Origin of the sequence: Flavobacterium aquidurense (genome assembly GCF_001404985.1) — a bacterium.
Classification (GTDB): Bacteria; Bacteroidota; Bacteroidia; order Flavobacteriales; family Flavobacteriaceae; genus Flavobacterium; species Flavobacterium aquidurense_B.
In genome coordinates this window covers 589,923-610,994 of record NZ_JRLF01000015.1, presented here as the reverse complement: position 1 = coordinate 610,994, position 21,072 = coordinate 589,923, and the positions used below count along the sequence as shown (strand labels likewise).

Sequence of the window (21,072 nt, the reverse complement as noted above, 5' to 3'; positions counted from 1 at the left end):
TAGGATTTGATAAAAATCAGATGTAAATACTGTTATGAGTTTATTTTAAAGATCAATTTAAGTCTTAAAATTATGAATTTGATAGTATTGTAGAAAAAAAGAAACCCATCAAAAAATATATTTTGATGGGTTTTTAAATTATCTTAAAAAGTAAAATCTTATTTTACAGGTTGATTTTGATAGGTTTCAATTTCGAAAATCAAAGTTGAATTTGGCGGAATCACTCCTCCTGCACCTTTTTCTCCGTATGCTAAATTTGAAGGAAGAAAGAATATTGCTTTTTCACCGTCAGTCATCAAATCCAATGCTTCAATAAACCCCGGAATCATACCGTCTTTTTTACCTACAGTAAAAGGAAAAGCCTGATAACCTTTTTGGGCATCACGATTTGCATCATATTTTCCATAAGCTTTTGCAACGCTGGCCATACTGCTGTCAAATAAATTTCCGTCTTCAAAATATCCTGCATAATGAAAATAGATTGCAGAACCTTCAGCTCCTTTAACGCCGGTTCCTTTTTTTGTAATAACGTATTTTAAACCTGATGCAGTTGTAGTTGCTTTTGCTTTATTAGCAGCAAAGTATGCCGCTTTATCTTTTACCACTTTTTGAGATTCAGCTTTTTTAGCTTCTTGTTTTTTTACATCATCAGCTAAAACTTTTACAGCATTAAACTTTTTTGCAGCATCACCTTTACGGGTAATCGTAATTTTTGTCATAATATCATCCTGAACAATTTTATTTACATTGTCCATTCCTGAAACTACATGACCAAAAATAGTATGTTTTCCGTTTAACCACGGTGTTTCCTTATGTGTGATAAAAAATTGGCTTCCGTTTGTAGCAGGACCAGAATTTGCCATGGCAAGAACGCCGCCTTTCTCAAACTTCAGTTCTTCAACAAATTCATCTTTAAAGGCATATCCGGGACCTCCTGAACCATTTCCGTCCGGGTCTCCTCCCTGAATCATAAAATCATTGATTACTCTGTGAAATTTTAATCCGTCATAAAAAGGTTTTCCTTTCAGTCTTTCTACTTTTACATTAGGGTTATTTCCTTCTGCCAAAGAAATAAAGTTAGCCACTGTTACCGGTGTTTTTACATATTCTAACGATACAACGATGTCTCCTTTAGTAGTCGATATAGTGGCAAAAATACCATCATTAGGATCTGTTTTTGCAATTGCTTTTGTAACAGGAGCCTTTGGTTTTGCCACTGGCTTTTTGGTTTGAGCCTGGATGTTTACTACCGCCAGGCAAAATAAAAATAGAAATTTAAACTTCATGATGTTCCGAATTTAAGTCTACGTTAATCTTTAAATATATGGGTTATTGTGGCTTTTCTAATAATTGAATTTCGAAAATAATATTTGCATTTGGCGGAATTACTCCTCCGGCGCCTGTTGCTCCGTATGCTAAGTGTGACGGAATAAAGAGAATCGCTTTGTCTCCAAATGATAGTTGTTCGATTCCTTCAATAAATCCGGGAATCATACCGTCTTTACGTCCTGCCTGAAACGGAATTGGCTGATATCCATGTTGTTCAGCTCTTGAAACATCAAATTTTCCAAAAGCTTTATTAACTTCTTCTACACTTGAGTCAAATAAAGTTCCGTCTTCCAGGAATCCTGAATAATGAATGTATAATTGAGTTCCTGCTGTTGGTTTTTTACCAGTTCCTTTTTCTGTAATTAAATATTCTAAACCTGAATTTGTTTTAGTAGTTTTAGGTTTTACAGAAGCAAAATAGTCTACTTTTTCTTTTTGAACTCCTGCATATTTACCTTTTTCTTTTGCAATATCTGAAAAGTAATCTGTAAATACTTTTACGGCATCAAACTTTTTAGCAGCTTCACCATTTCTAATAATTGTAACAGAAACAATACTATCACCTTGTTTTACCTGATTTACAACTTCCTGTCCTTTGTCTACTACATGACCAAAGATAGTATGTTTTCCGTCTAACCAGGGTGTTTCAACATGCGTAATAAAAAATTGACTGCTGTTTGTTCCCGGACCGTTATTAGCCATTGCTAAAACTCCCGCTTTGTCAAACTTTAAATCTGTGATTTCATCTTTAAACTTATATCCTGTATCTCCGGAACCTGTTCCTTCAGGATCTCCGGTCTGGATCATAAAATCTTCTATAACTCTATGGAATTTTAAACCATCAAAAAAAGGTTTCTTTTTTAGGTAATCTTTTGTTACAAATTCATTTTTACCTTCCGCCAAAGTGACAAAATTGGCAACAGTAACAGGAGCTTTTTTATAATCTAATTCAACAATAATATGTCCTTTATTGGTTTCAATATCAGCATATAAACCATCAGGCAAATTACTGTGTTCGTCCTTGCAAGAATATAATGAGCTAACGGCTACTAATAATAGTAAAATACTCTTTTTCATTTTTAAAATGTGTTAGGGGTTTATTGTATCTTTTTTAATTGGAGTTACAGCTTTTGGAGTTACAGGTTTTTGTGTTTGTCCCACTACAGGTGTAGTTTTAGCTGCCGGATCCGGTACAAAATTACGAAGGGTCACCGTACAAATTAAAGACTGGTTTGTTCCTATTTTTTTGTTGTCTCCATGATATCCGTATGCCATATGAGAAGGGAATAAGAAAGTCACAGTTTCATTTTTATGCATCATTTTAATACCATCACGTAATCCCATCATGATATCTTGTTTGTCTACATAATAAGTTTGCGGACCAAGATCAGCTTCAGAGTAAATGATTTTACCTTTTATATCTTTTACTTCCAAATTAAAATAAGCGATATCTCCTTTTTTAGGTGTTCCAGGATCAGCTGAGTTTTGTTCGTCATAATACAGCCAATATCCTTTTCTGGTGGCGTAGTATTTTATTTTGGGATTGCTTTTGATTATTTTTTTTATAACATCCTCTTCGTTGGCTACCAGTTTTTTATTTCTGTCAACTGATTTTTTCATAAAAGTACCGGAAGCCTGAGAAATGGGTCTTCTGGCTTCTTCGTGCTGTTTACAGCTCACAAATAAAACAGCAAAAAGTAGGGTATAAATGCTTAGTTTTAAGTAGTTCATGTGGGATTATATTTTTAATTTATTTACTAAATCTTCAAATTTCTTTAAGGTTTCCTCCATAGAAACTTCTGATCTTCCGCCAGCTGCGTTGCTATGTCCGCCACCATTAAAGTGATCTCGTGCAAACTGGTTTACATCGAATCCTCCTTGTGAACGGAAAGAGATCTTAATGATTTTCTCATCTTTATTTTCGATAAAAATAGCAGTAAAAACAATACCTTTTATACTCAATCCGTAATTAACAATTCCTTCAGTATCGCCTTTTACATAATCAAACGAATCTAATTCGTCCTGAGTAAGAGAAGTATAAGATGTTTTATGTTCGGTAAGGACTTTCATGTTCTGTAAAGCGCGACCCAATAATTGCAGACGGCTGTAAGAACTGTTATCAAATAATAAAACAGGTATTTGGGTGTTTTCGACTCCTAAATCAATTAAGTCTGCAATAATACGGTGCGTGTTTCCTGTAGTGCCCGGAAAACGAAACGAACCTGAATCAGTCAAAATTCCCGTATAGATACAAGTTGCAATAGTCTTATCGATATCTTCTTTTTTTCCCAGAAAGGAAATGAAGTTATAAACCATTTCGCAAGTTGATCCAAATGAGGTGTCAGAGTAGGTGTAAGCAGCGTAATCATCCGGTTTTTGATGATGATCGATCATGATAAACGGAGCTTTTAGTTTTACCAAAGTATGTTCCATTTCTCCGGTACGATGAAAAGCATTAAAATCCAGTGTGAATATCAACTCAGCTTCTTCTAATATTTTGGTACAGTTTTCAGTGTCTTTTTCAAAGATTCTTACAGTTTCAGAACCTGGCAGCCAAGCTAAAAAATCAGGAAAATCGTTTGGGGCAATCACAGTTGGCTGGTGATTGTTTTTTAATAAAAAATGATATAAACCTAAGGTTGAACCCATAGCGTCACCATCAGGACCTCTATGCGGAATTATAACGATTTTCTTTGGGGTTGCGAGTAATAATTGTATCGCTTGAATATCTTGTATTTTCATAGTGTGCGAATTTACATTTTTTTAATGTAATGTTGAAATCATTTTACAGATTAACACACTTTTATTAGTTGTCAGTCGCAGTCGCAGTTTTCAGTCTCAGTTTTATGTTTTCTGAAACAGAGTTGATTGTAAAAATGAGACCATTATACACAAATAAAACAGATTCGCTAAAGCGAAAACGCGGATTTTAACGGATTTTATTAGCAGACTTTATTTTGTTTGATATTCATTTCCAGAATTTGGAGATAAAAACTACGACAGAGATTAAGGCTGAGACTGAGACTGAAACTGAAACTGCGACTGAAAACTAAATTAAAACCACTTCTGATATAACTTATATTTCGCTCCCTTAACGATTTGTGATTTGTAAATTCCTACAGAACCGGATGAAAAGTAAGCAATAATACAGGCAATAGCGATAAAGATTCCAGGCTGAATTCCAAAAAGTTCAATTCCCATAACCGTGCAGGCGATAGGAGTATGGGTAGCTCCGGAAAATACAGCAACAAATCCTAAACCTGCCAAAAAAGCTATTGGCAAAGGAATTACTAAAGATAAGGCACTTCCTAAAGTGGCACCTACAAAAAATAACGGAGTAACTTCTCCGCCTTTAAAACCTGCTCCTAAAGTAAATCCTGTAAATAAAATTTTAAGTAAAAAGTCGTACCAGGGGTTTGCATTCGAAAATGAATCTACAATCACCGGAACACCTAATCCTGAGAATTTTGTTAGGCCAAAGCCTGCAATGGCAATTGCCAAAATAATTCCGCCAATAAAAGGACGCAGCGGTGGATATTTAATTTTAGAAAAAAGAGAGCCCCAAAAATGAGTACTTCTTGAAAAAAGTAAAGCTGCAAAACCGGATAAAACTCCGATGATGATAACGTAGATTAAATTTATAAAAGTAAGATCAGGAAGAACAGGAATACTGTAATGCGTATGTTTTACCTGCCAGAATTCTACTGTAAAATAGGCAATGTAAGCCACTAAAAAAGATAAAACAGTGCTTTTTAAATTAATTTTACTGAAATACAGAACCTCAAGGGCAAAAATTGCGCCTGCTAGAGGAGTTCCAAAAACGGAAGCAAAACCAGCGCTGATTCCCAAAATAATTAGAATCTTTCTTTCGGAATTATCGAGGTTAAAAAGTTTTGTGAATTGATCTGCAATTGCGCCTCCCATTTGTACAGCAGTTCCTTCACGACCTGCAGAACCTCCAAATAAATGTGTAATTAAGGTTCCTAAAAGCACCAAAGGAGCCATCTTAAACGGAATCACTTTTTTAGGACTTTCATATTCTTCGAGCAATAAATTATTGCCCTTTACGACAGATTCTCCCCAATAATAGTAACTAAGTCCCACTAATAATCCGCCGAATGGTAAAAGCCAGATGATACGGTCGTGGTGAATTCTATATTGTGTAACCCATTCCAGAGCAACTAAGAAAAATGCAGATGCAGATCCGGACAAAATACCTGTCAAAACACAAATGAGAATCCATTTGAAAATTGTAAAAAGTATCTGTTTTGGATTTTGAAAGCTCATTAATAAGTTTGATTTTTCTGCCTCGAATTGCACGAATTGTCCCGAATTTTTTAATTTTAAAATTCGGGATCAAAAATAATCTTTTAAATCTTTCTAATCTGTGGCAAAAAAATAATTCGCGAAAATTAGTGTAATTCGCAGCTAAAAAAATATTCGTGGCTAATATTATTGCACAACAGCTGTAAATTCAATTTCAACTAAATATTCAGGTGCAACGAGTTTACTTATTTCATAAAAACCTGTTGTAGGTTTTACATCTTTAAAAAATGAAGCGTGAGCTTTTGCGACATCTTCAAAAGTAGCAATGTTGGTTGTAAAAATACGGGTTCTGATTACGTCTTTCATTCCAACATTTAAATCTTCTAACACTTTTTCAACACGTTCCAGGATGTTGTAGGTTTGAGCATATGCATCATCAGCTTTTACTTTTTCTCCATCAACAATAGCCACAGTTCCTGAAACTTCAATGATATTGCCAATTCTTACCGCGCGGCAATATCCCATTTTGTCCTCCCAAAGTGATCCTGTTAAGATGTTTTCTCTTTTCATTTTTAGTATTTTATTGAATTCGTTTTATTCTTTTAAAAATCAAATTCAGGTTGGTTAATTTTGCTGCAATTTATAAAATATACAGATTAAAAAGAGTATTATTCCTTCGAAATCATTTCGTTAATTGATCCTTTTTTGTGATATTTTAAGTAAAAACATTTGAGCTTGTTTATTCAATTTGATGCTGTTCATAAAGGCGAAGTTTATTTTGAGCAGCAGTAAGGTTTTGTTGTAATACTTCGATTTTGTCCAATAGATTTGCAATAACATCAATGCCTTCTAAATTGATTTTAAGATCATAATGCAGGCGTATCATTTTTTCTACAGTTGGTAATTGTTCAGGCTCCAAATATTCATCTTCTTCAAGAAAAATTATTTTAACCAAACCATAATTGTGAAGTTCCGTTATAAAAGTATTTTCAATTTCGTGATAGATGCAAAATTGTTTTATTTGAATTAAGTTTTTACTATTCATGATTTCTTAATTTAGCTAATTCCTGAAATAATTCTTTTTCTTTTGAAGAAAGTTTTGTTGGTATTTTTAAAGTATAAGTAATGTATAAATCACCAAATTGATTATCTTTTTTATATACTGGAAAACCTTTTCCTTTCAATTTTACTTTAGTTCCGGGCTGCGTTTCAGGAGCCACTTTAATTTTTACCTTTCCGTCAAAAGTATTTACATGAGTTTCTCCTCCTAAAATTGCAGTGTATAAATCAAGATCAACATTAGCATATAAATTATTTCCCTCGCGCTTAAAATCTGAATTATTATCGATTAAAAAGGTAATATACAAATCGCCATTCGGACCTCCGTTTGCTCCGGCTGCACCATGATTAGGGATTTTTATAATTTGTCCGTTCTCCACTCCTGCGGGAATTGTAATTCGGATATTTTTGCCATTCACAGTCAGGTTTTGTTTGTGAGTCGTATATGCCGATTCTAAGTCTAGTTGTAGTTCAGCATTAAGATCCTGTCCTCTGTATTTTGCCTGACTTCTGGAGTTTCTTCCTGCAGAACCGTACATAGAATTGAAGAAGTCAGAAAAATCACTTCCTGAGAAATCACCTCCAAAATCTGAATAATTTTGACTTCCGCCTTGCTGTCCGGAATATTGTTTTTGATTAGGATCATAACCTGCTTTTTCAAATTCATCAGCATGTTTCCAGTCTTTTCCGTATTTGTCGTATTTTTTACGATTTTCAGCATTGCTTAAAACTTCATTTGCTTCATTTATTTCTTTGAATTTTTTCTCTGCTTCTTTGTCATTCGGATTCAGATCCGGATGATATTTTCGGGCTAATTTTCGATATGCTTTTTTAATTTCGGCTTCAGTTGCTGATTTCGTGATTTCTAATACTTTATAATAGTCGATATAGTCCATTTGGCTGTATTTTTAATAAGATAAATTAAAAATATTGAAGTTAATCATAACTTATTAAATGTCAAAGTAAAAAGAGCATTTTCGCCTTAATATTGCTATTTTAAGAAATATAAAGAATTAAATCCATTATATAAGTTAAATCTTATGTTTTGATAGTTTTTAGCGATTATATCTTATAATATTGCAAAAATAAGCCTACAAATAATGTAGCACCTAACCTTAATATTTTAACTTATGAAAAAATTATCTTTTTTTAAATCAACAATTAGTTTTGTTCTTTTACTGAGTATGTCAATCTTATTGGTAAACTGCAGCTCAAACAGAGATGATGATAATACATCACCAAATAGCACTGCATTTAATGTAGATGATTTTGCTTTAACAATTACATCAAAAAAGTTTGCTGGTGATTGGCTTGAAATTAATTTTGCTGTAAAAAATACTTCTAAAATATCATATTCCAAATATGAGCAAGGAAATTTCACGGTGAAGTTTACGGCTAAAACTACTGATGGCGAAGTTTTTCAGAGAGCTACATATGTAGAATATGTTGAGGCGGGAGTAACGTATACAGATGATGTACATCTTAATTATACTGCAGGAAAAACATTAGACCTTAATACTTTGACTGCCGTAATCGTACAAGATAAATAGTCGTTCTATTATATAATTGAATAAATGTGTTCAAAATCCGATTGGTATAAAAGCTGATCGGATTTTTTGTATTTATGTTTTTGGCAAGTTTTTTGCTTTCCAAAAATTAGCCTAATATATTGTTATAATAGTCTTAAAGTTGTAGCGCCTAACTAAATTATATTATTTTTGTGAAGCTACACTGATTTTATAAAAATTATAAAAGCCGATTCGATAAATACTTTTTCAATGAAGCATATTTTATTTTTCATATTATTTTTTACCGCTGTCACAGTTTCAGCTCAAACTGAATTTGGTACAAAATTCAGACCTATTGCAGCGCCAAAATTTGGGGCAAAGCCAAAGAAAACTCCTCTTCCGGAAGTAAAAGATCCTCAGGCTGACAATATGGATATGCCAAGTATTAAAACACCTAATGTTTTTGATAATACCAGTATTACACCAAAATCGCAATTGCAGGTAGGAGCAGAAAAAAGTAAATTCACGATGTCTACCGAAACCGATTTTGCTAATCCCGGTGATCGTTATGTTCCTAAAATGGAAAAGGATTTAGATAAAGCCTTAAGAGATGCAGGTTTAAAAGAAGGACGCGGAACGTTGGTAAAACGAAATATTTCGTTAGGTGATTTTAGAACAAAATCTAAATATTTTATTGTAAAATTCCGTGATTTTGGAGCTATAGATGGCGATTTGGTAAAAGTTTCTTCTAATGATAAAGTAATAAGAGACCAACTACTTTTAGAAGGTAATTTTAAAGATGTAAAAATTGATCTTTCTGATGGTTTTAATAAGCTTGATTTTGAAGCATTAAACATTGGAACTCTTGGAGGAAATACTGCCGAAATTCAGGTTTATGACGATAAAGGCCAATTAGTAACCAATGATTATTGGGATAATCTGGCAGCAGGATTTAAAGCTTCGATAATAGTTACAAAAGAGTAAATTAAGACTCAAAGCAACAAAGGTCCAAAGGAACAAAGTTGCTATACTTTGTAACCTATGGACCTTTGTTCCTTTGCTACTTTGAACCTTAAATACCTTCTTTCAAATGTTTATAATTGGATTTAATTGTATCCAGAACTTCTTCCATTTTACCGCCAAGCATTAATCTGGTCATAGATTTTGCCATACCCACGACTTGTTCCCATTCTACCTTTGGCGGCATAGCCAATGCATTTGGGTTTGTAAAAATATTTAATAAAACGGGTCCATTATGACGGAATGCATTTTCGATCGCTCCCTGTACTTCTTCGGGTTTGTGAACATTTACACCCTGAAATCCCATTGCCTGGGCAATTAGACCAAAATCAGGATTCACCATATCGGTTTCATTGTCCGGTAATCCTCCAACTTCCATTTCGAGTTTTACCATACCCAAAGCGCGATTATTAAAAACAATAATTTTAATTGGGATATTGTATTGATGAATTGTTGCCAGATCTCCTAAGAGCATTGATAATCCGCCATCGCCACACATAGCAATAACCTGTCTTTCAGGATGTGCGAGCGCTGCTCCAATAGCCATTGGCATTGCATTTGCCATAGATCCGTGATTAAATGAACCCAGCATTTTTCTTTCTCCTGTTCCTTTAATAAAACGTGCTCCCCAAACACAGGTCATTCCCGTATCTACAGTAAATATGGCATCATTACTGGCTAATTTATCAATGATATGCGCTACATATTCCGGTTGTATGGTATCTTCTCCGCCATTATCGTTGATATAAGTATTCATACTTTCTTTTACACTGGCATATAATTTAAGTTGCGCTTGTAAAAAACTATCATCTGTTTTGGTTTCCAGCAATGGTAATAAAGCTTCGATAGTATCTGCCACATCGCCGCATAAACCCATATAGAGATTGGCTCTTCGGCCTAAACGTTCTGTACTAGTATCGATTTGGATGATTTTATTATCAGAAGGCATGAATTTATCATAAGGAAAATCAGTTCCTAATAATAATACCAGGTGAGATTCGTGCATACTGTGATAAGCAGAAGGCTGCCCCAGTAACCCTGTCATTCCTATTTCGTTAGGATTATTGGGCTGTATACTCATTTTTCCTCGAAAAGAATATCCTACGGGAGCTTTAATATGTTGCGATAATTGTACCACCTGATCGTGTGCTTTTTCAGCTCCAATCCCGCAAAATAAAGTTATTTTGGTACTTTCATTAATCGCTTTTGCAAGATGTTGCAATTCAGTATCAGAAGGTCTGATAACAGGATTACAATGAAAATATTGAGTAGATATATTGCTTTCAACCGCTTTTAGCTCAGAAACATCTCCTGGTAAACCAATAACCGCAACACCTTTTTTACCTAATGCGTGTTGAATTGCGGTTTGTATAATTCTTGGAGCTTGTTCAGCCGTCATAATCATCTGATTGTAGCAACTGCAATCATCAAACAGTTTAATGGTATTGGTTTCCTGAAAATAATCCATTCCCATTTCGCTCGTATTTATTGTAGATGCAATGGCAAGTAAAGGCACATGGGAGCGATGCGCATCATACAAGCCGTTGATTAAATGTACATGTCCTGGGCCGCAACTTCCGGCGCAAACAGCAAAACCATCTAATTCTGCTTCGGCAGCTGCCGCATAAGCACCAACTTCCTCATGTCGCACATGAATCCATTTTATTTTTCCGTTTCTTCTTATTGCATCATTAAAATGATTTAAACTATCACCGGTTACCGCATATACACGTTTTACTCCGGCTTCTACCAACATGTCAACTAATTGTTCCGCAACTATTTTACTCATGGATTATCTTTTTAAAATTAATATTTAGACAGTATCAACATTGGTTATGGTTTACTTTCTTAATTATTAGATTTTAAGATACATCTGGTTATGATGTAAAAAACAATTTGGTATGGTTTTATAAATTTAATGAAAAGATTTGGTTTTTAGAAGTACAGACTAATAAAGCTTGATTTTTTTGGAGAGAAAAAGCAGGAAAGGTTTACAAAGCTGTTTTATTTTTTCCTTATAAAAGTAACTTAGTAATGATTAGAAGGCATACCGCTTGCTGCCATAGCCAGAAACCAAAAAAAAGTAATTATAACAGACAGTATTAATGTAATGACAAAATTAATAAGATAAGAGTTTCCTATAATCTGATCTCTATATTTTGGGTTTTTGATTACTAAAAAAGCTTGAAGTATTAAATTGATTATTAATAATATAATAGGGAAGAATATATTGATTTCGCTCAGTAATAATCCAATACAAAGTGCCAGTAATAAAGACAGTATTCCTAAAATGATAACTTTTGCACGATGCTTTTTAATTTTAAGCGCAAAATAAAAAGCATAAATAAAATAAGATACTCCACCAATAAATGCAAAATCATTATATCCATTGTTTGACATGAATTCATATACAATAACAGGGAAAATTATAACAATAAAGACGATTATTAAATGTAGTAATATCTTTTGGATTAGTTTCATGAGGTTTGTTTTACAAAGATTTAAAGTTTCTAAGGTACTAAGTAACCGAGTTTTTTAGTAACGAAGAAAAAAGTAAAAAGGACAAAATTTTTGCACTTGCAAGTTTTCATCCTTTTTTAACTTAGAATCTTAGCCACTTAGCACCTTAGTTACTTAGACTAAAATGGATCTGCAGTTACTCTAAACTTCATATCTGCTTTTACCGTTACATCTTTTGTTAGGGTTTCTTTTAAAGTAACCTTAGTCCTGATTTTATATTTATCAGCTTTTATGTACTGGTCTAATCTGGCATCGGTACAAATTAAATCAATTGTATTAGATGTAGAATTGATGTTATCCAGATATGCCAATTCTATTTCGTCAGAGTTTGATGTTGAAATGTATAAATGAATCGATTTCAAAAACGTAAATGTTTTATCAGCAGGATCGGCAATTGATAATTTAAGTGATCTAATTTTTACATCCTTAACCAGACTTGCTTTGGTTTTGTTGTTTTCAAATTCAGCTGAAGAATTTGTTGTTACATCAGGCTTGATAATTTCTGAAGGTAAATTGATAGGTGAAGTGCTTTTTATTTTAATCGAAGTTTCATTAGAAATAGTAAAAGACAATAAGTCATCAACAGTATCACATGAATTTAAAAATACAGCTAAAAAAAGACAAAAGGCAACTAGTTTTGATTTCATAAATAGGATTTTTTTTCTAGTTACGTTTTTTCTTCAAAGTTGGATTTTTCTTTTTTAGGTTCAAAGTAGCAAAGGGACAAAGGAACAGAGAAAAGACTTAATAAAATCATCGATTCTAAACCTTTGGCCCGAAGCTTCGGGATTGTTGCTCTGTCCCGAAACTTCGGGATTGAGCCTAAAAATCGGAACAATGAAAAAAAATATTATTTTTTCATTGTTCCGATTTTTCAAATTCGAATATAAAAAGTATTTTTGCGCATGCAACACAACGTACTTATTTTAGATTTCGGATCGCAATATACACAGCTTATTGCGCGTAGAGTTCGCGAATTAAATATATTCTGCGAAATTTTTCCTTACAATCACTTTCCTAGTGATTTATCACCTTATAAAGCCGTAATTTTAGGAGGAAGCCCATTTTCTGTTCGTGCAGAAGATGCTCCACATCCTGATTTATCCCAAATTCGAGGCAAACTTCCTATGTTGGCAGTTTGTTACGGAGCACAATATTTAGCCCACTTTAGTGGAGGTGAAGTTGCTGCTTCGAACACCAGAGAATATGGCAGGGCTAATTTATCTTATATTAAAGAAGGTGAAACTTTCTTTAACGGAGTTTCAGAAAACAGCCAGGTTTGGATGAGCCATAGTGATAGTATCAAGGCTTTACCAACAAATGCAGTAAAATTAGCAAGCACACATGATGTAGAATTTGCTGCTTATAAAATTGAAGGTGAAACTACTTATGCCATTCAATATCACCCGGAAGTTTTTCATTCTACAGATGGATCAAAAATGCTGGAAAACTTTTTAGTTAACATTGCCGAAGTGCCTCAAAACTTTACACCAAATGCTTTCGTAGAAGAAATGGTGGGAGAATTAAAAGAGAAATTAGGAAATGATAAGGTTGTTTTAGGATTGTCAGGCGGAGTAGATTCTACCGTTGCGGCAGTTTTATTACACCAGGCAATTGGTAAAAACTTATATTGTATTTTCGTAAATAACGGTTTGCTTCGTAAAAACGAATTCCAAAATGTATTAGATCAATACAAAGGAATGGGATTAAACGTAAAAGGAGTAGATGCCGGAGATCGTTTCTTAGGCGAATTAGCCGGAATCAGTGATCCTGAAACAAAACGTAAAACTATTGGTCGTGTATTTATCGAAGTTTTTGATGATGAATCACATTTGATCGAAGACGTTAAATGGTTAGCACAAGGAACTATTTATCCAGACGTAATCGAATCAGTTTCGGTAAAAGGACCATCGGCAACAATTAAATCTCACCATAATGTAGGTGGATTGCCGGATTATATGAAATTAAAAATTGTAGAACCGCTTAGAATGTTGTTTAAAGACGAAGTTCGAAGAGTTGGAGCTACTTTAGGAATAGATCCTGAATTATTAGGAAGACACCCTTTCCCGGGACCAGGATTATCAATCAGGATTTTAGGAGATATTACTCCTGAAAAAGTTCAGATTTTACAAGATGTTGACGCTGTTTTTATCGAAGGATTAAAATCATGGGGATTATATGATAAAGTTTGGCAGGCTGGAGCAATTTTGCTTCCGGTAAACAGTGTTGGTGTGATGGGCGATGAACGTACTTATGAAAAAGTAGTAGCGCTTAGAGCTGTAGAATCAACAGATGGTATGACTGCTGACTGGGTTCATTTACCTTATGAATTCCTGATGAAAGTGTCTAACGACATTATAAACAAGGTAAAAGGCGTGAATCGTGTAGTTTACGATATCAGTTCAAAACCACCTGCAACAATTGAGTGGGAATAGTATTATTTTTCAAATTAAGGCGTTACATTTGTAATGCCTTAATTTTTTAAACCTACTATTTATGAGAGAATTTTTAACGATTTCTCTTGTCATTATTTTGTCTTTTAACAAAATAACTGCGCAAGATTCAATTATTGAACACAAAATTCAAAAAGGAGAAACTGCTTATTATATTGCCCAAAAATATAAGGTTTCTGTTGAAGAAATTTACAAACTCAACCCTGAATCGCAGAACGGAATAAAAGACAATCAAATTATTAAAATTCCGGTTCACTCTACAGAAAAACAAAATTCAAACCAACAAATTAAACATATTGTTGGTGCAAAAGAAACCCTTTTTGGCCTGTCAAAACAATATAATGTTTCTGTTGAAGCCATTCAGAATGCAAATCCAATTTTAGCAAACGGACTTCAGATTGGTCAGGAATTAAGTATTCCGCAGGATGCTGCAAATCTTCCTAAAACAGAAAATACAGCTTCTTCAAAAGTAACACATCAGGTTGTTGCCAGAGAATCACTTTTTAGTATTGCCAGACAATATAATGTATCAGTTCAGGATCTTGAAAATTTAAATAAAGAACAGCTTCAGAGCGGACTGCAAATAGGTCAGACAATTTTAATTCCAAACAAAAGAAAAACGTTAGACGGACGAATTCGTGTAATTAATCAGGAAACGGTTTTTCATGTGGTGGAACCTAAGGAAACTAAATTTGCTATTGCCAAAAAATATGGCATTTCTATCGATCAACTGGAATCTCAAAATCCTGAAATTGTAAACGGATTAATTGTTGGCAATAAATTGGCTATAAATACTAAGGAAGTAAAACCAACCAACGAAAGCGAAGAATTAATGCTGGCTCTTGCCGAAAAACAAGTTGTGGTTGAAAAAGGAAAAGCTAAAACAGTTGAATTAGAAGACCTCAAAGACAGATTGGTGGTTCAGAAAGAAATGAATCAGAAAATTATAAAGATTAATGATTTAAAAGTCAATCTGAATAATATGAACGGTTCTAAAGAAAATTCAGTCGAAAAATTACGTCTGGTTCTGGAAGCGAATAAAAATGTACAGGATATTTTAATGGCAAAATTAGATTCATTGGTTAACACTATGAATAATGATTTAGTCGATTTAAAAAGAATGGATATCCTGAATATTGACGAATCGAAACGACTGGAAAAACAATCCTATGAAAGTATTGGAAAAACCAGCGAATTATCTTCTCAGTTAAAGAAAGAATTGGCCGAAAATCGAAAAGCATACGCTGGTTTAATGAATAAAGTAGAGAAAATTGCGGTTGAAGAAAATCAGGAATACAAAAAGAAAATCCGCGAAAACGAAAAGAATAATAATGTTACTTCATTGCAGCAACGCCTTTCTTTAGAAGAAATAAAAAGATATAAAATAGAGCAGGAACAGGGAGATGCACAAAATCAACTTTTAATTGCTAAAATTGATTCACTTGATAACCAGAAAAAAATAGAGGTAAAACGCCATATCAGCAAAGCCACATATTATAGTATGGAGGCGCGAAAATTTGATGATAAACTGGCTTTGATAAAATTGAAGAAATATCAGGACGAAGCCATTAAAAATCAAAGTAAAAGTAACCCGGCAGAAACATCAAAAACAATTTCGCTGGAAGAAATGAAACGTGAGTTAAAAGAAAATCCGCTTAGGACAGATAAAACAGTAAAGGTTGAAGTTTATGATAATCTTAAAGAAGTTTCAAACGGCTATTACTTAGTTTTAGGTATATTTACAGACGCAACATTAAGAGATAAGCTCATAATGAAACTTATTGATTCTGGCGATTTTAACGCTAGCTTCTTTTTTAATATTAATAGTCTTTCGTATTATGTTTACTCGGATAAGTACCAAAATATGGAAGAAGTACTCTATCAATGCAAGAAAAAAGAAGAAGATGAGTTATATAAAGAGATTATTATTGCTAAGGTTGAAATCGATCTTAGAGAATAATTTGCGCTAAATTAACAAGTGGCAAGAATCTTGCTTTAAATAGAAATTAATAACTTGTTTTTGAATTAAAAATTAAATTGTTTTAAGCCTTATTATGAAATATTATTCAACATTATTGTTTCTTGTTTTTTTTGTAACGTTTTCTGCTTTTTCACAAGAAAAAGTAATTAAGTATACTGTTGCAAATGGAGAAACTGTTAATCAGATAGCTGTAAAATTTAAGGTAACGCCTTATGATATTTATGCTTTAAATCCGGATGCCAGAAGTGGTGTAAAACCAAATACAGTTTTATTGATTCCGACCAATGGTACAAAATCAGCAGCAAAATCTGAAACAGCTGCAGCAAAATCAAAAGGTAATACAAAAGAAGTGATTCATGAAGTACAGCCTAAAGAGACTTTTTACAGTATCGAAAAAAAATATGGTATCTCTGATGAAGATTTAAAAGCTGCAAATCCTGTTCTTGAAAAAACCGGAGTTCAAATTGGCCAAAAATTGGTGATTCCTGCTAAAGGATTAGCAAAAAAATCCGTAGTAAATACAGATAAACCTGCGAAAGAAAAAGCACAGGAAAAATATGTGTATCATGATGTTGTGGCAAAAGAAACGAAGTTTTCTATTGCAAAACAATACGGAATTACAATTGAGGAACTTGAAAAACGTAATCCTGAAATTGTTTCGAGTTTACCAATAGGATATCGTGTTACCATAAAAGGAAAAGCACCTAAAACAGAAACTTCATCTGCGGCTGTTGCAAATGTTTCAAAACCTGCTGAAACTAAAAAGACTGAAACTTCAAAAAAGGCGACGTCTTATATGGATTATCAGGTAAAACCAAAAGAGACTTTTTATAGTTTATCAAGAACTTTTCATTTAACTCAGGAAGAATTGACAGAATTGAACCCGCCTTTGTCTGAAGGAGTAAAAGAAGGAATGGTTCTAAAAGTTCCTACAGGATATTTGGCACCGGCCCCAATTATTGCTCAACAACAACCAGTAGAAAAAGCAATGGAGAAATCTATTGATACTTCAACGGAGAATACTGCCGGAATTAAAATTGTTGACAAAGTAAAATCTGAAACCGTTTCTGCTAATCCAGAAGTAGTTGAACTGACTAAAAAAAGAGGACAAAATGAGCGTAAAAAATTAGTTCTTTTATTGCCTTTCAATTTAAATAAAATGCAAAATGATACTATGAGCGCTGCTAATCGTATCAAAAATGATAAATTCCTGAACATGACCCTTGATTTTTATTCAGGAGCAATGATGGCAATCGATTCTGCCAAAACATTAAAATTGCCAATTGATGTGGCTATTTATGATTCACAGGAAACTAAAATAAATTCGAATGTTTCGACTTTAATTTCTCAGAATAAATTACAAGATGCAAATGCTGTCATTGGGCCATTTTATCAAAATAATGCTGAAGCTACCGCTAACTCATTACGTTTGTATAATGTTCCTGTAATTTCGCCATTATCTAAAGATTCAGCAAACCCTATTGATAATTTATACCAAACGATTCCTTCAAATGATGTCGTGAGAAATTCAGTTTTTGATTATATGCGTTCTAAAAACGGAAATATTGTTGCTGTTGTTGATAAAAAGAAAGAGTCAGTAATTAGTTATATTAAACAAAATCAAAAAGGAGTCGTTTTTGCCTCTTTGACAGAAACAGGAGGTTTGGATGTGGCTAATTTAAAAAGTTTGTTGTTGCCAAACAGAATGAATTATGTGGTGATGGAAACTGGAAATACAGCAATGGTAAAAAACACTATAAAAGCTTTATTGGATGCACAAAAATCATGTCAGGTTCAATTGGTTATTTTAGAGCCAAACAGTACTCTAGATACTGACGAAATTAGTTTTGATAATCTGGTAAAATTAAAATTAATGTATCCGTCAGTAACCCGTGAAAGTGATGAACAGGGAGTTTTGATATTTGACAAGGAATATAGATTAAAAAATAAAATAAATCCAAATACGTATGCAACACGTGGATTCGATGTAACCTTTGATACCATGATGCGTTTAGTGCAAGGAAAAACATATCAGGAAACTACAGATTTAATAACAACAGAACAAGTTGATAATAAATTTCAGTTTTACAGAAAAGAAGATGGAGGACACGCCAATAAAGGTGTTTATATCTTATATTACGATTCAGACTTAACTTTAAAAGTAGCAAATTAATGACATCAAAAGTAACCTATTTAGGAGATCTAAGAACAAAATCTATTCACGTGCAATCAGGAAGTGAGATTATTTCTGACGCACCACTTGATAATAACGGAAAAGGAGAAGCATTTTCTCCCACAGATACTGTCGCTAATGCTCTGGCAAGTTGCATGATGACTATTATGGGGATCAAAGCGCGCGATTTAAATGTAGATTTCATTGGCTCAACTGCCGAAGTAACTAAGATAATGAACGCTGAACCACGAAGAATTGGAGCAATTGAAATTGCTTTTGAAATGAAAAGCGATGCAGACGAAAAAAGTAAAACTATATTGGAGCGTTCTGCAATGACTTGTCCTGTATTTTTGAGTTTAAGCAGTGAAATTGAAAAGAAAATTACTTTTAACTGGAAGTAAATACTGAGTATAAAAATTTAAAAGCCGTCAATTTTTGACGGCTTTTTTTTTGTTTTATTTTTAATGTTTTAAAATTAACAAAATATTGATATCTAATTTTGGTCAATAATAATATAATGTAGTATCTTTGTTTTGCAAAAAAAATGCAAATTATTGCAAAAATAACGCAATTTATTGAGGCTGAAATGAGATTCTGTTTTCAATATTATTTAGTTCTTTTTAGAGATAAAAAGAATTATTCCAAATTCTGCTTCAAATCAATAATTTAAATTTTGTTGGATTACATTTATAAAGATTTTATTTTTATATAATGTTGGTTGCTATTTATTTAGCAATATTCTTTCCTGTGTTTCTATAAAAGAAAATGAAATTTTTTAGTTGAAAATTATATTTAGAAAAGTAAAAAAAACTATATCATGTTAAAAAGTAAAATAGACAAAGCGACAGGTTTTGAAAAACGATTTGAAAACATCAATACTGTTGTTTTTGAAAATTCTGTTGATGCATCAAAAGCAGTAGCTCAGGAAATTGCAGCTTTAATTCAGACAAAACAAAAAGAAAATAAACCTTGTATTTTAGGTCTTGCAACGGGTTCTTCTCCAAAAGGATTATATGCTGAATTAGTGCGTTTGCATAAAGAAGAAGGTTTGAGTTTTAAAAACGTAATCAGTTTTAATTTGGATGAATATTATCCGATGGAGCCAAACTCAATCAACAGTTATGTTCGTTTTATGAAAGAATTGTTGTTTGATCACGTTGATATTTTACCTGAAAATGCTCATGTTCCGGACGGACTTTTAACAAAAGAACAAATCGCAGATTATTGCCACGAATACGAAGCTAAAATTGAAGCTTTAGGCGGAATCGATCTTCAGATTCTTGGAATTGGTGGTAACGGACATATTGGTTTTAATGAATCCGGTTCGCTGCAAAACTCTAAAACACGTTTAGTGGCTTTAGATCATATTACAAGAGTAGCGGCAAGTAAAGATTTCTTCGGGTTAAGCAATACGCCAAGAACTGCAATTACACTTGGAGTAAAAAAAATCATGGAAGCTAAAAGAGTGATTTTATTGGCTTGGGGAGAAGGAAAAGCAAATGTGGTAAAAAGATCTGTAGAAGATGAAGTTACCAATAGAGTACCAGCTTCATTTTTGCAGGAGCATAATAATGCCGTTTTTATTTTAGACAAAGAAGCTTCTTCAAAACTAACCAGAATCAACAAACCCTGGTTGGTTGAAAAAGTAATCTGGACAGATAAATTGACTCGTAAAGCAGTTTTGGGATTGGCACTTCAGCTTAAAAAACCAATTTTAATGCTTACTGACGCTGATTATATCGAACACGGAATGAGTGATTTATTGGCAGATTCTGGTCCGGCATATGATATAAATATCAAGATTTTCAATAAATTACAAAATACAATTACAGGCTGGCCAGGCGGAAAACCAAATGCAGACGATTCAAACCGTCCGGAAAGAGCAGAACCAGCCAGAAAACGTGTATTGATTTTTAGTCCGCATCCTGATGATGATATCATTAGTATGGGAGGAACTTTTATGCGTTTGCAAGAGCAAGGACATGAAGTGCATGTTGCTTATCAAACTTCTGGAAATATTGCTGTTGCTGATGATGAGGCGTTGCGTTTTGCAAGGTTCGTAATTGATTATAATGAGAAATTTGGAATCAAAAGCGCCGAAGCAGATAATATTTACCAAAAAGCGCAAACCTTTTTAGAAAATAAAAAGAACAGTGAAATTGATATTCCTGAAGTTCGTTACATTAAAGGTTTAATCAGAAAAGGAGAAGCGAGAGCAACAAGTCATTTTGTTGGTTTAACTGACGATCAGATTCATTTTATGGAATTGCCTTTCTATGAAACCGGAACAATCGAGAAAAAACCAATTGGGCAGGAAGATATTCAATTGACAATGGATTTAATCGAAAAAATTAAACCACATCAAATATATGCAGCAGGAGATTTAGCAGATCCACACGGAACACACAAGGTATGTCTGGATGCTATTTTTGAAGCGGTAAAAGCCTTAAAACCAAAATCATTTATGGATGATTGCTGGTTGTGGTTGTACCGTGGAGCATGGCAGGAATGGGGAATTGATGAAGTTGAAATGGCTGTACCAATGAGTCCTGATCAGGTCTTGGCAAAACGTCACGGAATCTTCAAGCACCAATCGCAAAAAGATGGTGTTGTTTTTCAGGGAACTGATGCCAGGGAATTTTGGCAAAGAGCCGAAGACAGAAATGCCGAAACAGCAGCATTGTACCAGGAATTAGGTTTGGCAACTTACGCAGCGATGGAAGCTTTCGTGAGATGGCATTACTAAGTCACAGTTTTCATTGA

Annotated in this window: 18 protein-coding genes; 7 read left to right on the top strand and 11 right to left on the bottom strand. The window is 33.5% G+C overall.

Features of this window, described 5'->3' with window-relative positions; genetic code table 11:
• Positions 1-158: 158 nt before the first annotated feature.
• The 8 genes from RC62_RS21170 to RC62_RS21135 form a co-directional block, all read right to left on the bottom strand.
• Complete coding sequence (locus RC62_RS21170) at positions 159-1,286, bottom strand: peptidylprolyl isomerase (protein ID WP_055098333.1); 1,128 nt, start codon at positions 1,284-1,286, stop codon at positions 159-161.
• Between the two features lie 43 nt (positions 1,287-1,329).
• On the bottom strand, positions 1,330-2,406 hold the full coding sequence (locus RC62_RS21165) for a peptidylprolyl isomerase (protein WP_055098331.1): 1,077 nt from the start codon (positions 2,404-2,406) through the stop codon (positions 1,330-1,332).
• A gap of 12 nt (positions 2,407-2,418) precedes the next feature.
• Positions 2,419-3,060, bottom strand: a complete 642-nt coding sequence (gldI, locus tag RC62_RS21160) for a gliding motility-associated peptidyl-prolyl isomerase GldI (RefSeq protein WP_055098330.1) — start codon at positions 3,058-3,060, stop codon at positions 2,419-2,421.
• A gap of 6 nt (positions 3,061-3,066) precedes the next feature.
• A complete protein-coding gene (locus tag RC62_RS21155) occupies positions 3,067-4,071 on the bottom strand; it encodes a DHH family phosphoesterase (protein ID WP_055098329.1) in 1,005 nt (334 codons plus the stop codon).
• Positions 4,072-4,383: 312 nt separating this feature from the next.
• A complete protein-coding gene (locus RC62_RS21150; protein ID WP_055098604.1) occupies positions 4,384-5,616 on the bottom strand; it encodes a chloride channel protein in 1,233 nt (410 codons plus the stop codon).
• Positions 5,617-5,781: 165 nt separating this feature from the next.
• Entirely contained in the window at positions 5,782-6,165 is a 384-nt protein-coding gene (locus tag RC62_RS21145; RefSeq protein WP_055098327.1) for a RidA family protein, read from the bottom strand.
• Between the two features lie 169 nt (positions 6,166-6,334).
• Positions 6,335-6,640, bottom strand: coding sequence for a chaperone modulator CbpM (locus RC62_RS21140; RefSeq protein WP_055098326.1), 306 nt, complete (start codon positions 6,638-6,640; stop codon positions 6,335-6,337).
• Positions 6,633-7,550, bottom strand: coding sequence for a DnaJ C-terminal domain-containing protein (locus RC62_RS21135; RefSeq protein ID WP_055098324.1), 918 nt, complete (start codon positions 7,548-7,550; stop codon positions 6,633-6,635). Before RC62_RS21135 ends, RC62_RS21140 begins: the two co-directional genes overlap by 8 nt.
• A gap of 234 nt (positions 7,551-7,784) precedes the next feature.
• Here RC62_RS21135 and RC62_RS21130 point away from each other — a divergent pair, with 234 nt between their 5' ends.
• Positions 7,785-8,204: a hypothetical protein gene (locus tag RC62_RS21130; RefSeq protein ID WP_055098322.1), complete on the top strand. Its 420-nt coding sequence runs from the start codon at positions 7,785-7,787 to the stop codon at positions 8,202-8,204.
• 228 nt (positions 8,205-8,432) lie between these two features.
• Complete coding sequence (locus RC62_RS21125) at positions 8,433-9,146, top strand: hypothetical protein (protein WP_055098320.1); 714 nt, start codon at positions 8,433-8,435, stop codon at positions 9,144-9,146.
• Positions 9,147-9,234: 88 nt separating this feature from the next.
• On the opposite strand, the gene RC62_RS21120 is transcribed toward RC62_RS21125, so the two are convergent.
• The 3 genes from RC62_RS21120 to RC62_RS21110 all read right to left on the bottom strand — a co-directional run bounded on the left by RC62_RS21120 (position 9,235) and on the right by RC62_RS21110 (position 12,349).
• Positions 9,235-10,971, bottom strand: coding sequence for a thiamine pyrophosphate-dependent enzyme (locus tag RC62_RS21120; protein ID WP_055098319.1), 1,737 nt, complete (start codon positions 10,969-10,971; stop codon positions 9,235-9,237).
• A 239-nt stretch (positions 10,972-11,210) separates the two neighbouring features.
• Positions 11,211-11,663 carry a hypothetical protein gene (locus RC62_RS21115; protein WP_157472603.1) on the bottom strand — a complete coding sequence of 151 codons (453 nt, stop codon included), beginning with the start codon at positions 11,661-11,663 and terminating at the stop codon, positions 11,211-11,213.
• Positions 11,664-11,821: 158 nt separating this feature from the next.
• The gene (locus tag RC62_RS21110) at positions 11,822-12,349 is read right to left on the bottom strand and encodes a hypothetical protein (RefSeq protein WP_055098315.1); all 528 of its coding nucleotides are present in this window, start codon (positions 12,347-12,349) and stop codon (positions 11,822-11,824) included.
• Between the two features lie 258 nt (positions 12,350-12,607).
• Between RC62_RS21110 and guaA the strand changes: the two genes are divergently transcribed.
• From guaA to nagB, 5 genes are all read left to right on the top strand, one after another.
• Positions 12,608-14,137 carry a glutamine-hydrolyzing GMP synthase gene (gene guaA / locus RC62_RS21105; protein WP_055098314.1) on the top strand — a complete coding sequence of 510 codons (1,530 nt, stop codon included), beginning with the start codon at positions 12,608-12,610 and terminating at the stop codon, positions 14,135-14,137.
• A gap of 61 nt (positions 14,138-14,198) precedes the next feature.
• Complete coding sequence (locus RC62_RS21100) at positions 14,199-16,115, top strand: LysM peptidoglycan-binding domain-containing protein (protein ID WP_055098313.1); 1,917 nt, start codon at positions 14,199-14,201, stop codon at positions 16,113-16,115.
• Positions 16,116-16,209: 94 nt separating this feature from the next.
• Positions 16,210-18,309, top strand: coding sequence for a LysM peptidoglycan-binding domain-containing protein (locus RC62_RS21095; protein WP_055098312.1), 2,100 nt, complete (start codon positions 16,210-16,212; stop codon positions 18,307-18,309).
• The gene (locus RC62_RS21090) at positions 18,309-18,710 is read left to right on the top strand and encodes an OsmC family protein (RefSeq protein WP_055098311.1); all 402 of its coding nucleotides are present in this window, start codon (positions 18,309-18,311) and stop codon (positions 18,708-18,710) included. The genes RC62_RS21095 and RC62_RS21090 overlap by 1 nt, the downstream gene beginning before the upstream one ends.
• Positions 18,711-19,126: 416 nt before the next feature.
• Entirely contained in the window at positions 19,127-21,055 is a 1,929-nt protein-coding gene (nagB, locus tag RC62_RS21085; protein ID WP_055098310.1) for a glucosamine-6-phosphate deaminase, read from the top strand.
• Positions 21,056-21,072 lie beyond the last annotated feature (17 nt).